The sequence below is a fragment of the Streptococcus sp. CL5.50 genome (assembly GCF_049738015.1).
GTDB classification, from domain to species: Bacteria; Bacillota; Bacilli; order Lactobacillales; family Streptococcaceae; genus Streptococcus; species Streptococcus mitis_CA.
Window position 1 is genome coordinate 1 of record NZ_JBKOTR010000016.1, and the last position, 15,699, is coordinate 15,699.

Genomic DNA, 15,699 nt, shown 5'->3' on the forward strand with positions numbered 1-15,699 from the left:
AAAGAAGTTAGCGAATAACTAACTTCTTTTTATCTTATTTCACATGTTTTGCGAGCTCTTCTTGCGCTTTTTTATTGGATTCTTCTTTTTCTTTCATCCATTTATCTTGAGCTTTTTGATATTCATCTGCTGTGACTGCCTTGTCTTGAAGTTCAAGGTATTTGTACAAGAGTGGCTCACTTGTACCTTTATTTCCTGACAATGCAAATGGTATTGTAAATGGTACCATCTTAGACAAGATTGGACGTCCTGTACGAGATGTAGTTGGAATAATCAAAGCGCTATCTGTCAACCAAGCTTGGGCTGCAGCGTATTTATCATATCGTTTAGAAACATCTGTAGCCTCATCACCAGCTTCTGTAACCAATTTTTCGTAGTCATATAGACCTACTTTTTTAGCAGCTACATTATCTTTACCTGAGTCAAACCCTAAATATGTTTTAGTACTTTCTCCTACAGATGGTTTGATGATATCAAGGTAAGTTGATGGATCGGCAAAGTCTGGACCCCAACCGACATTATCTGATAAATCCCAGTCTTCTCCAGCAGCATTTTCAGCAAAATATGTAATATTGTTTACTTCATCTTTTTGTAGTTGTTGAATATCAATAATGACATTATCAGTTCCTAAAGTCGCTTCCAAGGATTGTTTCATAGATTGCACGCGCTGAACTTTTGTAGTTGCTGTTTGGTCAACAGGCATATCTAGGTGAATTGGGAATTGGACTCCTTCTGCTTGTAAGGCTGATTTAGCTTTAGCAAATTCAGCCTTGGCTTTTTCTGGATTATAGAGACCATCTTGGGCATCGGCCAGATTAACATCCTTCCATTCATCCCCATAAGTCACCAATTTTTCTTTGACCATATCGCCAAAGTTTTTCCCATCTGCTTGAACAAATGTTGGTGGAACAAAGAGATTGCGCAAGATTTTGCTTGCTCCAGTTTCTCCATTCAGCTGAGAGGCATAAGCTGTACGGTCAAAACCAAAGGCAATAGCTTGGCGGAAATCCTTGTTTAAGAGAGCTTTTTTAGTAGATGTCTTTTGTTCGTCGCTGGTCTTAGATGTGTATTTATAAGATTGGCGGTCAATATTTGTACCAACTAGATACGTAACAGAGTCTTGTTGAGTATAGACAATATTGTCTTTCAGCTCTTTTTCAAGTTCTGCAAAACTTGCACTTGTTGGATAGAGACGAGCTGCTGTAAGGCTACCATCTTTAAAGTTTTCTGCAGGTTTACTAGTATCTTGACCATCCCAGAATGACAATTTGATCTTGTCAATATGCACATTATCCTTATCCCAGTAGTTCGGATTTTTCGCAAATTCAACAGAAGATTTGGTCACAATAGATTTCAACAAATAAGGACCATTGTACAAGATACTACTTGGATCCGTAGCTTTGGCAAAATCATCCCCTTTTGAGTTCAAAAACTCTTCATTAACTGGCGCAAGCACACCCATGGTTGTTTTTGAGTTCCAAAAACTTTCAGGTTTGTTCAACGTGTATTGGACTGTTTGATCATCAAGGGCTTTAATCCCGACTTGAGAAAAATCTTTAATTTCCCCTTTAGCATAAGCATCCAGACCTTTGATTGAATCTTGTACCAAGTAAAGGGCTTCTGCTTTCTTATCTGTTGCATATTTAAGACCTGTCACAAAGTCTTGAGCCTTAACAGGAGCATACTCTTCTCCCTCAGATGTATACCACTTGGCATCCTGACGAATCTTATAAGTATAAGTCAAGCCATCCTTAGAAACTGACCAGTCCTCTGCCATTGAGGGAATAAGGTTCCCGTATTTATCATTTTCAAGCAATCCATCAATCACATTACTAGTAATGTCGGCAGTTGCTGCCTTACCAGTTGTCAAATAGTTGAGATTATCTGGATGTGTCTCGTATGTAAATGCAAAGGTCTGCTCACCTTTAGTAGCAGAACCACCCGAGCAAGCCGCTAAGACACCTGCTGCTAATAAAGTTACTCCCGCAAAAGCCAATACTTTCCTTGTTTTCATAGTCTTCTCCTTTGTTTTTTTATTCATTATAGCCCCTTTTTTGAGTCCTGTCAATACAATTTTCTGAATTTTTGAAAATTATTTTTTAAACAATAGGTTTGCAAAAATATGAATAATATCAAAAATACCTCAACTACATTAGGTAGTCAAGGAATTATCAATCACATTTCTAAATAGCAACTGGTAATAGTTCTAGGTGTTTAATCTAACTCATTTCTTACACACTGTAAAGCTGCTCCAATTACTTGGTGCATATCGTAATAACGATAGTGTCCTAAACGACCACCAAAGATAACATTCCCTTGCTCATCAGCCAATTTTTTATATGATTTATACAAATGATTATTACGATCATTATTAACTGGATAATAAGGCTCATCACCTTTTTCCCATGTTTTAGAATGTTCCTTAGTAACGATAGTCTTTTCTTGATTCCCAAACTCAAAATGTTTGTGTTCAATAATACGTGTATATGGAGTTTCTGCATCTGTATAGTTCACAACTGCATTTCCTTGGTAATTCTCCATATCCAAGGTCTCGTTTTCAAAACGAAGACTACGGTACTCTAGTTCACCCAACTTATAGTCGAAGAATTCATCAATCATACCAGTAAAGACAATTTTAGGGAAGTTCTTCATATATTGTTCTTTATTGGCAAAGAAATCAACATTTGTTTCTACATCAATGTTTTCATGATCCAACATTTTTTCAACTATTTGAGTGTAACCACCAATTGGAATTCCTTGATAGGTATCGTTAAAATAGTTGTTATCATAGGTCAGGCGTACTGGCAAACGGCGAATGATAAAGGCTGGAAGTTCCGTAGTTGGCTTGCCCCACTGTTTCTCTGTATAATCTTTGATTAATTTTTCGTAGATATCTGTACCTACAAGAGAGATCGCCTGTTCTTCCAAATTTTCTGGAGTTTTACCATTTAAAACAGCACGTTGCTCATCAATCTTGGCTTGTGCTTCTGCTGGCGTTACAACTCCCCAGAGTTTATTGAAAGTATTCATATTAAATGGAAGATTATAAATCTCTCCCTTATAATTTGCGACAGGAGAATTTGTATAACGGTTAAATTCTGCAAACTGATTTACATAATCCCAAATCTCCTTATCAGAAGTATGGAAAATATGAGCACCATATTGATGAACTCGAATTCCTTCCTCTTCACGAGTATAGATATTACCCGCGATATGATTTCGTTTTTCAATGACTTTTACTTTTTTTCCTTTTAAGGCTGCTTCATGGGCAAAAACCGCGCCAAAAAGACCAGCACCAACGATTAGATAATCGTACATTTTAAGCTCCTTTATTTTTTAACAAACTGTTGTAGCAATTGTACAAGATTGATTGCTTTAATAGATGATACAATTGCATATTTTACATCTTAAATCCGTACTTCTTATCCATAGATTTCTGTCAAAAGAATCTTGCTTTTTGCTTAGATTTTGGACCATCATCCACACCAAATACGATATGCGAATGAATATCAATCATTTTGTCTTATTTCCCTTCCATCACATCATTGATTGCAGCCTTGACTGACTCTAAACTGCTGTCACTAATTTCCATCATGTAGAGGCTACTCTCAGGCATGGCATAGGATGGTAAATCCATACGCCCTGTTCCTTTAAGATCTTGCGAATTGATCTTATAAGTTCCACCACTCTCAAGTTGGGCATTAACCAGGTTCATCATGGTTTCAAGTGGCATATTGGTTTGAATCGAATCTTGCAGCCCTTTTATAATACTGTCATAATTTTTCAAAGCTTCCGTAGAGGTTAATTTTTGCAGAATTGCAACAATGACCTTTTGCTGGTTACGGCCACGATCCCGATCTCCATCTGCCAAAGAATAGCGCTCACGCACAAAGCCAAGAGCTTGCTCCGAATCAAGATGAACCTTCCCTACAGGATAGAACTTCCCATTTGTATGAGCGGTAAACTCTTGATCATTATAGACATCAACTCCACCAAGAAGATCTATCAATTTCAAGAAAGAAGTGAAATTCAAACGAGCGTAATAGTTCAAGTCAATACCGTAGAGATTTTCCAGTGTATGAATGGAAGCATCTACTCCATAAATCCCCGCATGGGTCAACTTATCTTTTTGGTTGTTACCACCATCTGCAATTGGAACATAGGAATCACGAGGAGTCGTTGTCAAAAGAATCTTTTTCGTTTCGCGATTCACTGTCATAATGATATTGACATCCGAACGAGAAACCGAACTGATTGGACCGTAAGTATCAATTCCACTGATATAAACATTGAAACTGTCACCCTTGACATCTTTTGGAGTTTCAACCGTCTTGGTTAATTCTTTGGTATAGATTTTCTTAATTTTTGAAGCATAGTCAGGATATTCTGATTCGATAATGTTTTCAAAGACACTGTTTAGAATGATTGCCTTTGTATCGCCAGCTAACAAGCTCTTATAGGCCGCAAGATAGGATCTGCTTTCTTCGACTGTCAATTCCTTATTTTGACTAGCCTTAAGATCATTCATCAACTGTTGGATATTATCCTTATCCGTCCCAGTCGGCCCCGTTACACTGGTTACCTGACTGATATTATCAATTGAACTATCTGCTAATACCGCAATACTCATCGAATAATGTGAGTAGTTCGATGTCGCATTCAGGCGACTGGTAAATCCAATGAACTGCCCTACAGCAAAGAGAGAAGTTCCATTGATTAACACACCAAGCAGTAATAAAATCAGCGTTAGATTTTTAGCTTTCTTGGACCGAATTAAAAAGAAGCACAAGATGGCTAAGGCTACAATTAAGACAGCAACCACTATATTGAGATATCGGAAGGCTAGCATATTGTACTTGAAAATCAAAAACAATAAAAAGACTGCTAGTAATGCATAGATAGCTAGCAACCCCCAACTAATCAATATTTTTGTTTTACCCTTACGAGCTCGCTTCGAAGATCTACTCACGATATACCTCTATTATCAATTTTTATTTCATTTTATTATATCATAAAAAAATACACTTGCGGGGTAAATCCGCTTAGGTAAGGCATTTTAATCTTCTTTCCGAAACATTCTTTTTGACTTGCAACCAATTACATCAATAAATTTACTATATAAACATCAAAACAAGGTCCCTTACGGAACCTCGCTCATCTATTTGACATGATTTTCTGCTTCTTTTTGAGCTTTTTCGATTGCTTTTTTACTTTCTTGCTCCCATTTAGTCTTAGCTTCTTCAAACTGTTTGATTGTCACAGTATCTTTTTGCAGTTTCATATACTTGTAGTTATTGCCATCACCCTTGATACCGACCATTGAGTACCCTCTTGTAAATGGCGTTACTTTGGTTACAGATGCTGTTCCACCACTTGACATGGCTGACATAATCAGAGAATTGTCAATCATCCAAGCCTGTGCTTCAGCATATTTTTCATAGCGTTTTGCTACATCTTTATTTTCACTATCTGCATCTTTGAGCATCTTGGTGTAAGTATCAAGCCCCAAGCTAGCAATCTTAGCTTTATCTTCTTGAGCATCTAGACCAAAAATTTTGAGGTAGAATCCATCCTCTGCATTGAAAGGATTGAGATAAGTTGATGGATCCTGATAGTCACCTACCCAACCATCAAAGCTCAAATCATAGTCTCGATCAGCTGGTGTTGGTGCTAAGAAGGCTACGTTATTAAAATCATCTGTTGAAAGTTGCTGAACATCAATGACAATGTTATCAGCACCTAAAACTGACTCAAGGGTCTGCTTAACTGAGTTCATGCCTGTCACAGCATTTTTACTTGTTTGATCAACAGCTACATCCAAGTGAATAGGGAAAGTCACACCTTGACTTGCCAATTCTTTTTTAGCTTCCGCAAATTTTGCTTGGGCTTTTTCTTTGTTAAAATAGGCATCCTGAGCATCTGCCAAGTTAATACCTGACCATTCTGTGCCATAGTTGACCAATTTAGAAGCGACTACTTCTCCAAAAGTCTTGTCTCCAACTTGGACAAATGTAGGAGGTACTAGGGTGTTACGAAGGGTCTTGCTAGCCGCTTCTTCCCCATTTGACTGAGCAGAATAGGCTGTGCGGTCCAAGGCAAAGTTCACCGCTTGGCGGAAGTTCTTGTTCAAAACAGCTGTCTCAGTTGACTTCTTCTGCTCATCTGTTGTTTTAGCAGTGTGATTGTAGGCCTTACGGTTGACGTTAAAATTGAAATACCAAGAAGTCTTGTCCTGCAAGCTATAGACGATATTATCCTTATATTTCTCCTTGGTCTTAGCAAAGTTAGAACTATTTGGATAAACACCTGCGATTGAATAAGCTCCACTTTCAAAGTTACGGATGGTCAATTCTTGGTCTGAACCATCAAAATAGGCCAATTTTACGTGTTCAATCGATACTTTGTCATGATCATAATAATGCGGATTTTTCACATACTCGATCGATGATTTTGATGTGAAATCTTTTAACAAATAAGGTCCGCTGTAGAGAATGCTATCTGGAGATAGGGTACCAAAATCTTTCCCTTTTGAGTTTAGAAACTCTTCATTCACTGGGAAAAGAATACTGTTGGTTGTTTTTGAGTTCCAGTAAGGTTCTGGGCGCGCCAAAGTATACTCAACAGTATGGTCATCAATGGCTTTCACTCCAACCTTAGAAAAGTCAGAATCCGCTCCTGTAATATAATCATTCAAGCCCTTGATTGAGTTTTGAATCAAGTCAATGGCCTGGGATTTATTATCCACTGCGTATTTGATACCTGTCACAAAATCTTGTGCCTTGACTGGGGCATACTCTTCACCGTCAGCCGTAAACCATTTGGCATCTTTTCTCAGTTTATAGGTATAAGTCAGACCGTCGCTTGAAACAGACCAGTCCTCTGCCAAAGATGGAACTAGGTTTCCGTGGTTGTCATTTTCAAGCAAACCATCAACTAGGTTAGTAATAATAGCTGTATTATCAGCGTAGTAGTCTAATAAGTAGTTAAATGTAGTTGGGTTTCCACTAAAGGTTGATGAGTAAGTTTTTGTATCTGAACCTGATTGTCCGCAAGCAGTTAACAGCAAGGCAGCTGCAACAGTCAGACCTGCACTAAGGATACGCTTTTTTGTAGTCATCTTCTTTCTCCTTTATGTTAGTTTTTATAACATAGGTTTATTTTACCAAAATAGTGGGAATTTGTAAAGTTAATTGAATTTCTAGAATGAAAGTTTATAAACTTTAGTCATAAAAAAACAAAGGATTTCTGTCTTTCATACAGTCCTCCCTTGTTTTTATGCGATTTATCATTTAAATATCAATGAATTAACTGATAACCTAACGAAAGCAAGAATCTCATTCACGTTATTTTATGTGCTTTTCTAAATCCTTTTGATACTGAGCATTCGATTCCAGTTTTTCCTTTTGCCACTTTTTGAAGGCCGCATCATACTCTTTAGTTGTCACAATATCATTTTGAAGTTCCATTCCTTTAAAAATAAATGGATCCCCCTTAATACCGACCTGTGAATAAGCTTTGGTAAATGGAACAGTACGACTAACCATAGGAGAGCCCCCTGAAGAAGCAACTGGAATAAGAAGTGAACTATCAGTAACCCAAGCCTGTGCTTTAGCATACTTTTCGTATCGTTTATCAAGATTACTTGTCTCAGAAGCCGCATCATCCAAGAGCTTCTTGTATTCATCCAAGCCAACTTTTGCCACAACTTCAGGATCCTTGCCCTTTGTTATACCTAGATGTTTCAAGGCAGAACCCTTCTTAGCATCTAAAATATTGAGATAGGTTGCTGGATCTTGGTAATCTGGTCCCCAACCTGTTCCGTTCAAATCATAATCTTTTTGGGTTGGAACTTTAGCTTGAGAAGTAATACTTTCCTTCTCATTATCTGTCATTTGAAGAACATCTATAATCACATTCTCCGTTCCAAGCGTTTCTTCAATTGATTGTTTTAGCGAATTGGTTTGTTGCACCGCAACTACATCTGTCTGTTCTACTGGCACATCTAGATGAATCGGGAAACTCACTCCCTTAGCTTGCAATTCTGACTTCGCTTTTTCAAATGCAGACTTGGCCTTTGTTGGATTGTAAATTGTATCCTTACCATCTGTGAGAGTCACATCTTTCCACTGTTCTCCATATTTCAGTAGTTCATCCTGAGCCAACTGTCCGAAGGTCTTCCCAGCTACTTGAACGTAATTATCTGGCACTAGACTATTACGAATAATCTTATCCGCACCCTCTTCACCGTTTAATTGAGCTGTATAGGCGTGGCGATTGAAGGCAAAATTAATTGCTTGACGGAAATTTTTATTCAGCATGGCTTCTTTTGTAGAAAGCTTTTGTCCTTCATCTGTCTTGGCTGTTTTATTATATGATTGACGATTTACGTTAAAAGTAAAGTAATAACTAGTTGCTTCCTGAGGGCTATAAATAATCTGATCTCCATATTTCTCTTTGGTAGAAGCAAAACTTGAACTATTTGGGAAAAGTCTCGCTGTATTATATGCTCCTGTAGCGAAACTACGGATAAGGGATTCTTGATCTGATCCGTCATAGAATGTTAATTTTACATTATCAATCTTGACATTTTCCTTATCCCAATAGTTAGGATTTTTTTCATATTCAATCACAGATTTAGAAATCAAAGATTTCAAAAAATATGGACCATTGTAAAGAATACTTGATGGGGTTGGCGCTCCGTAATCCTTGCCTGTTGCATTCAAAAATTCTTCATTTACAGGGAGCATGGTTGCTGTTGTTACTTTAGAGTTCCAAAAACTTTCTGGTTTATTAAGGGTATATTCTACCGTATAATCATCAAGAGCTTTAACACCTACAGTTGAAAAATCATTGGTCTCACCACTAACATAAGCCTCCAAACCTTTGATTGATTTTTCAATCAAAGAAAGACCATCTGACTTAGCATCTGCTGCATGCTTCAGACCTGTAACAAAATCCTGCGCCTTAACTTCTGCATACTCCTCTCCTTCAGAAGTATACCACTTCACCCCCTTACGAAGTTTGTAAGTGTAAGTCAAACCATCGGTTGAAACAGTCCAATCCTCTGCTAAAGACGGAACAAGATTCCCATATTTATCATTCTCTAAAAGACCATCAACAACATTACCAATCACGTCAGAAGTAGAACTTTTACTCGTAACGCTATAATCCAAGGAAGACGGATCCACTGCATAAACATAAGAAAAGCTCCTCGGGGCATCTGCTTTCTTATCACTTTTACCACAAGCTGCCAAAAGAAGGGCCGCACTCAAGGTCACTCCCGCTCCTAAGAGCCACTTTTTCGATTGCATAAATAATCTCCTTCAAAATAGTATTTTCACTATTATACCCTATTTTATTATAAAAGCAAGAGCTTTTGACAGATTTTTTAGAAAATTCTAAAAAATCTATTTAAAAGAATTCTCTAAAAAACTTTTAGCAAAACCTCAAACTCTATAAGCTTGAGGTTCTCACTTTTTAGTCAGTCATTTCCACACAGAAAGCATCCCATGGAGCTAAGATTTGTTTTTCAAAGACTTCCTGAGCCACGGTGTTTTCAATCAAGACCGATTTGACGTTTCCTTCTACGGTCAAGTCTTGCTCTTCATTGGACAAGTTAGCCACAACTAGAAAACGACGGTCCCCATCTTTACGGATATAGGCAAAGACCTTGTCAGTTGTTTCCAAGAGTTCAAAGTTAGCTCGAATCAGCCAGCTATTCTCCTTACGTATTTGGACCAGTTTCTGATAGGTATAGAAAATAGAATCTGGATTTGCCAGCGCCACTTGAACGTTGATTGCTTGATAGTTTGGATTCACTGCCAACCAAGGTTGACCTGTTGAGAAACCAGCATTTTTGCTCTCGTCCCATTGCATAGGGGTACGGGCATTGTCACGACCAATGACACGGATACTGTCCATGATTTCTTCCATCGGAACACCTTTTTCAAGAGCTTCACGCGCATAGTTGAGGGATTCAATATCTTCTACTTGATCCAGCGTTTCAAACGGATAATTTGTCATCCCAATTTCCTCACCTTGGTAGATATAAGGTGTTCCTTTCATGAGGTGAAGTAAGATTACAAAGGCTTTGGCAGATTTTTCGCGGTATTCTTGGTCATTTCCCCAGATTGATACGATACGAGGAAGGTCATGATTGTTCCAGAAGAGCGAATTCCAGCCATCCTCAACTCCTAATTCTGTCTGCCATTTATTGAAAATCTCTTTCAACTTAGCGATATTCAGCTCTTTTTGATAGTGCCATTTAGGCTGACCTTCCTGATACTGAAGACCGATATGTTCAAACTGGAAGACCATAGACAATTCTTGTCCCTTTGGATCTGAGTAGAACTTAGCAATCTCAGGCGTTGCTCCCCAAGTCTCCCCTACTGTCAAGAGATTCTTATCTCCAAAGGTCGCCTGATTCATCTCCTTGAGATAAGGGTGGAGCATAGGACCATTATTGACTACTTTCTCGTCAGGAATTTTCCCAATCATGTCAATGACATCCATGCGGAAACCACCAATGCCTTTATCAATCCAGAAATTCATCATCTCATAAATTTTCTGACGAAGTTTTTCATTTTCCCAGTTGAGATCAGGTTGCTTCTTGCTGAAAAAGTGGAGATAGTACTGACCTGACTTTTCATCGTACTCCCAAGCAGACCCACTAAAGATAGACTCCAAATCGTTGGGTTCATCCCGCCAGATATAGTAGTCTCGTTCAGGACTATCAGGATTTTCACAGGCCTCGACAAACCAAGCATGCTCATCTGAAGTATGATTGACCACTAAGTCCATGATGATACGAATATCACGTTTCTTAGCTTCCGCGATCAGTTGGTCCATATCCTCCATGGTCCCGAAAATAGCCGCAATCGCTTGATAATCAGCAATATCATAGCCATTATCATCCATAGGACTGTCATAAACTGGAGAAAGCCAAATCGCTGTAATTCCTAACTTAGCTAGATAGTCTAACTTACTGGTAATACCTGGCAAATCGCCAATTCCATCTCCGTTGCTATCCATAAAGCTCTTAGGATAAACTTGATAGACTACGGCGTTGTGCCACCATTTTTCTTGCATCTTCTTACCTCATTATTTTAATAATCTATAGTCTATGATAGCGCTTTTCAGAGTTTTGTGCAAGCGTTTGCCTAATCTTTTTGATTCCTTTTTTAACTCCATAGTTTCCTAACTGCCAATTTTTTATTATAATAGAGGTCAGAGGTAAAAAAATGAAAAAACAAGCTTTTAGTTCTGAACAATATTTGAATCTACAACGCGACCACATTTTGGAGCGCATTAACCAATTTGACGGCAAGCTCTACTTGGAGTTTGGTGGCAAAATGTTAGAAGATTTCCACGCCGCTCGTGTCCTTCCTGGTTATGAACCTGACAATAAAATCAAGCTCTTGCAAGAATTGAAAGAGCAGGTTGAGGTCGTGATTGCTATTAATGCAAGTAATATCGAGCATTCCAAAGCACGTGGTGACTTGGGCATTTCTTATGACCAAGAAGTTCTTCGTTTGATTGATAAATTCAATGAATTGGGAATTTTTGTCGGCTCAGTGGTCATTACACAGTACGCTGGCCAACCCGCTGCAGATGCCTTCCGCAATCAACTCGAGAAAAACGGAATTGATTCTTATCTTCATTATCCAATCAAAGGATATCCGACGGATATGGATCACATCATTTCTCCAGAAGGCATGGGAAAAAATGACTACATCAAAACTAGTCGCAACTTGATCGTCGTAACCGCTCCTGGACCTGGTTCTGGAAAATTGGCAACTTGTATGTCAAATATGTACCACGACCAAATCAATGGTATCAAGTCTGGCTACGCTAAATTTGAAACCTTCCCAGTTTGGAATCTTCCCCTTCATCACCCAGTCAACTTGGCCTACGAGGCTGCTACAGCAGACCTTGATGATGTCAACATGATTGACCCCTTCCATCTCCAAACCTATGGAGAAACCACTGTCAACTACAACCGTGATATCGAAATCTTCCCAGTGCTCAAGCGCATGTTAGAACGTATCCTCGGTAAATCTCCATACGCTTCTCCGACAGATATGGGTGTCAACATGGTTGGTTTCGCTATTACAGATGATGAAGCTGCTGTCGAAGCTTCTAAACAAGAAATCATCCGCCGCTACTATCAAACTGTTCTTGATTTTAAAGCCGAAAAAGTTGGCGAAGCAGCTGTCAAGAAAATTGAGTTGCTCATGAACGACCTCGGTATCACACCTGCAGACCGTAAGGTTGCTGTCGTTGCGCGTCAAAAAGCAGAAGAAACTGGTGGACCAGCCCTAGCCCTTGAATTGCCAACTGGTGAAATCGTCACAGGTAAGAACTCAGAACTCTTTGGCCCTACAGCCGCTGCCTTGATCAACGCTATCAAGAAATCAGCTGATATTGCTAAAGAAGTGAAACTAATCGAACCTGAAGTTGTCAAACCGATTCAAGGTCTTAAAATTGATCACCTTGGAAGTCGCAATCCACGCCTGCATTCAAATGAAATTTTGATTGCACTTGCTATCACAGCTACAGAAAATCCTGATGCTGCTCGTGCTATGGAAGAACTTGGCAACCTCAAAGGAAGCGAAGCCCACTCAACCATCATCTTAACCGATGAAGACAAGAATGTCCTTCGCAAATTGGGTATCAATGTAACCTTTGACCCTTACTACCAATACGACCGCTTGTATCGTAAATAAAGATTTCAACCTCTCCACTCTCGGAGAGGTTTTCTCTCTGTCTCAGGAGCCGGCTTTATGTTATAATGAAATTAGAAAACTGAAAGGATTTACCATGTCAAAAGAAGTTATTGTTGAAAGTTTTGAACTTGACCACACCATTGTTAAAGCACCCTATGTTCGCTTGATTGGGGAGGAAACAGGGCCAAAGGGAGACATCATCTCCAATTATGATATTCGTTTAGTGCAACCCAATGAAGACTCTATCCCTACCGCTGGCCTTCACACTATCGAGCATCTCTTAGCCAAACTCATCCGTACCCGCATTGACGGTATGATTGACTGCTCACCATTTGGCTGCCGCACAGGATTCCACATGATTATGTGGGGGCGCCACACCAGCGCTGAAATTGCAGCTGTTATCAAGGATTCGCTTAAGGAAATCGCTGAAACCACCACTTGGGAAGATGTCCCTGGAACAACCATCGAATCTTGCGGAAACTACAAGGACCACAGCCTCTTCTCTGCTAAAGAATGGGCTAAACTCATCCTTGAACAAGGGATTTCAGACGATGCTTTTGAGCGTCATGTGATCTAAACACAAAAAAGGAACCAGTTTTTCAGCTGGCTCCTTCTTTTTTATGCTCAAAATCTCTAGTTAAGCTTTCTCACGAATAACCAAACCACCGTCTTCCATATCTGCTTCTAGGTGTTTGGCATCTAGGTGATCCAAGTGGAAGTCTGTGACTTTGTCACGGATTTGTTGTTCAACCACACGACGGAGTGGACGAACACCCATGACTTCATCGTAGCCTTCTTCTGTGATATAGTCTTTAGCCGCTTGACTAACTGCTAAATCAATGTCTTTCTTAGCCAAGGTTTGGTTGACTTCAGCCAGCATCAAGTCCACAATTTTAGAAAGGTCTTCCTTAGTCAAGTGTGAGAACTCAATGACTGCGTTAAAGCGGTTGAGGAACTCTGGACGGAAGAATGGTTTCAAACGGTCCATCAATTCTGGTTTGTCCGCATCTTCTGTCAAGTTAGCTTCGTAACCAAAGCCTGCGTTTGAAGTTGCGATAATGACAGTGTTCTTAAAGTTCACGGTATTTCCTTGACCATCAGTCAAACGACCATCATCCAATACTTGGAGGAGAAGGGTGATTACTTGAGGATCAGCCTTTTCGATTTCGTCCAAGAGAATGATAGAGTAAGGATTGCGACGAACACGTTCTGTTAAGGTATTGCTATTGTCATCATAACCCACATAGCCTGCTGTTGTACCAATTAGCTTAGAAACAGCTGTGCGGTCACTGTATTCAGACATATCCAAACGGATGATGGCATCCTTGGTTCCAAACATATCTAGCGCCAATTGCTTAGCAAGTTCTGTCTTACCAACCCCAGTTGGTCCTACAAAGAGGAAGCTACCGATTGGGCGATTACCTTCATCAAAACCAGCACGGTTACGACGGATAGCACGGGCTACAGCTTCAACTGCCTTGTCTTGGCCAATCACCTTGTCTTGCAGACGATGAGCCATATCTTTCAAACGTTCGATGTCTGATGCTCCCATTTGTGACACTGGGATACCCGTCATTCGTTCCACAGATTCAGCCACATCGTTGACACTTGCAGTCACCTTCATATCTTCTGTGTGGTTTTCGATTTTCTTTTCTAATTCTGCAATGCGTGTTTTATAGTTTAGAGCTGCTTCAAAATCTTCTGCCTCAACAGCTTTTTCTTGCTTGTCTTTTTCTACCTCAATTTCACGTTCAACAGCATGAACATCTGTTACTGGATGCTGAGCTGCCAAGTGAGCCGCCGTTACATCGACAAGGTCGATAGCCTTATCTGGCAAGCTACGTTGAGGAATATACTGAACAGAATAATCCACTGCTGCTTTCAAGACTTCATCTGGCAAAATGACATTGTGGTGTTGTTGATAGAGATCACGAATTCCTTGAAGAATTTTATATGTATCCTCTGCTGAAGGGGCATTGACCTTGACTTCGTTGAAACGACGAGCAAGAGCAGCATTCTTCAAGATGGTGTTACGGTATTCGTCTTGAGTTGTTGCCCCAATCACTGTCAACTCACCACGAGAGAGAGCTGGCTTGAGAATATCCGCAAGCCCTTTAGAACCACTATCTACACCAGTGCTACCAGCACCGAGAATTTGGTGAATTTCATCAAAGAAGAGAATAATATTTCCTGCTTCTTTTACTTCATTGACTAAGTTTTGAACGTTTTCTTCAAAGCTACCACGGTACTGAGTACCAGCCTCAAGACCTGAAATATCAATAGAAATGATTTCCTTGTTCTTAATGGCGGCTGGAACATCTCCATTTACAATGGCTTGTGCTAGACCTTCTACAACTGCTGTCTTACCAACACCTGCATCTCCGACCAAAACAGGATTGTTTTTGGTACGACGTGATAGAATTTCAGATGTTTCTTGAATTTCCTTGTTTCGTCCGATAACAGGATCCAACTTGCCTTCACGAGCTTCTGCTGTCAAGTTACGACCGAGTTTAGCAAGGACACCATCTTGTTTCATACCTGAAGCCTGTTGTTGCATTTGTCCATCAGTTTCTGCATTTCCTGGCAATTGACCCGTTGCACGATAATGAGCAAATTCCTCAGGTGTCACTTCACGTCCATTAATTAAGTAGCGACGGTTTTCAGAACTGTATCCTCGCATACCACCCATCAATTGGTTAAATAAATCGTCCATGTTGTTAAAATTATTAAAGTTGTTGTTCATATTCCTTACCTCTTTTTATATTTCTTCGTTATTATTACTGATATTGACTATCTTTGACCTTTGTTTTAAAAAATTTAGACTAGCTAAATAGCTACTCTACGTACTATTTCTGGTTTTTCTTTTTCAAGCAGGAGTAGACTATCTTTACTTCTGAAAATTTCTAGATTAAACATAGACACACCTCTTTCTATTTTACTTTAAATAATACTCTTCGAAAATCTCTTCAAACAA

9 protein-coding genes are annotated in these 15,699 nt (G+C 39.4%); 2 read left to right on the plus strand and 7 right to left on the minus strand.

Annotation, left to right across the window (positions count from 1 at the left end):
• Window positions 1–34: 34 nt before the first annotated feature.
• The 6 genes from ACLNCV_RS08815 to ACLNCV_RS08840 all read right to left on the minus strand — a co-directional run bounded on the left by ACLNCV_RS08815 (window position 35) and on the right by ACLNCV_RS08840 (window position 11,088).
• Window positions 35–2,014 carry a peptide ABC transporter substrate-binding protein gene (locus ACLNCV_RS08815; RefSeq protein ID WP_229294504.1) on the minus strand — a complete coding sequence of 660 codons (1,980 nt, stop codon included), beginning with the start codon at window positions 2,012–2,014 and terminating at the stop codon, window positions 35–37.
• Between the two features lie 200 nt (window positions 2,015–2,214).
• Window positions 2,215–3,318, minus strand: coding sequence for a UDP-galactopyranose mutase (gene glf / locus ACLNCV_RS08820; RefSeq protein WP_261126331.1), 1,104 nt, complete (start codon window positions 3,316–3,318; stop codon window positions 2,215–2,217).
• A gap of 205 nt (window positions 3,319–3,523) precedes the next feature.
• A complete protein-coding gene (gene cpsA, locus ACLNCV_RS08825) occupies window positions 3,524–4,969 on the minus strand; it encodes an LCP family glycopolymer transferase CpsA (protein ID WP_084930230.1) in 1,446 nt (481 codons plus the stop codon).
• Window positions 4,970–5,158: 189 nt separating this feature from the next.
• Window positions 5,159–7,117 (minus strand): peptide ABC transporter substrate-binding protein, encoded by a 1,959-nt coding sequence (locus ACLNCV_RS08830; protein WP_049544887.1) that lies wholly within the window; start codon window positions 7,115–7,117, stop codon window positions 5,159–5,161.
• A gap of 226 nt (window positions 7,118–7,343) precedes the next feature.
• A complete protein-coding gene (locus ACLNCV_RS08835; protein ID WP_049544886.1) occupies window positions 7,344–9,311 on the minus strand; it encodes a peptide ABC transporter substrate-binding protein in 1,968 nt (655 codons plus the stop codon).
• 166 nt (window positions 9,312–9,477) lie between these two features.
• Window positions 9,478–11,088 (minus strand): glycoside hydrolase family 13 protein, encoded by a 1,611-nt coding sequence (locus ACLNCV_RS08840; RefSeq protein ID WP_084923646.1) that lies wholly within the window; start codon window positions 11,086–11,088, stop codon window positions 9,478–9,480.
• Window positions 11,089–11,240: 152 nt separating this feature from the next.
• On the opposite strand from ACLNCV_RS08840, the gene ACLNCV_RS08845 reads away from it, so the two are divergent.
• On the plus strand, window positions 11,241–12,725 hold the full coding sequence (locus ACLNCV_RS08845) for a DUF1846 domain-containing protein (protein WP_125454949.1): 1,485 nt from the start codon (window positions 11,241–11,243) through the stop codon (window positions 12,723–12,725).
• A gap of 94 nt (window positions 12,726–12,819) precedes the next feature.
• Complete coding sequence (locus ACLNCV_RS08850; protein ID WP_000032547.1) at window positions 12,820–13,302, plus strand: S-ribosylhomocysteine lyase; 483 nt, start codon at window positions 12,820–12,822, stop codon at window positions 13,300–13,302.
• Between the two features lie 60 nt (window positions 13,303–13,362).
• Here the strand turns inward: ACLNCV_RS08850 and ACLNCV_RS08855 are convergent, their stop codons facing one another.
• Window positions 13,363–15,468 carry an ATP-dependent Clp protease ATP-binding subunit gene (locus ACLNCV_RS08855; RefSeq protein WP_424845112.1) on the minus strand — a complete coding sequence of 702 codons (2,106 nt, stop codon included), beginning with the start codon at window positions 15,466–15,468 and terminating at the stop codon, window positions 13,363–13,365.
• Window positions 15,469–15,699: the final 231 nt, after the last annotated feature.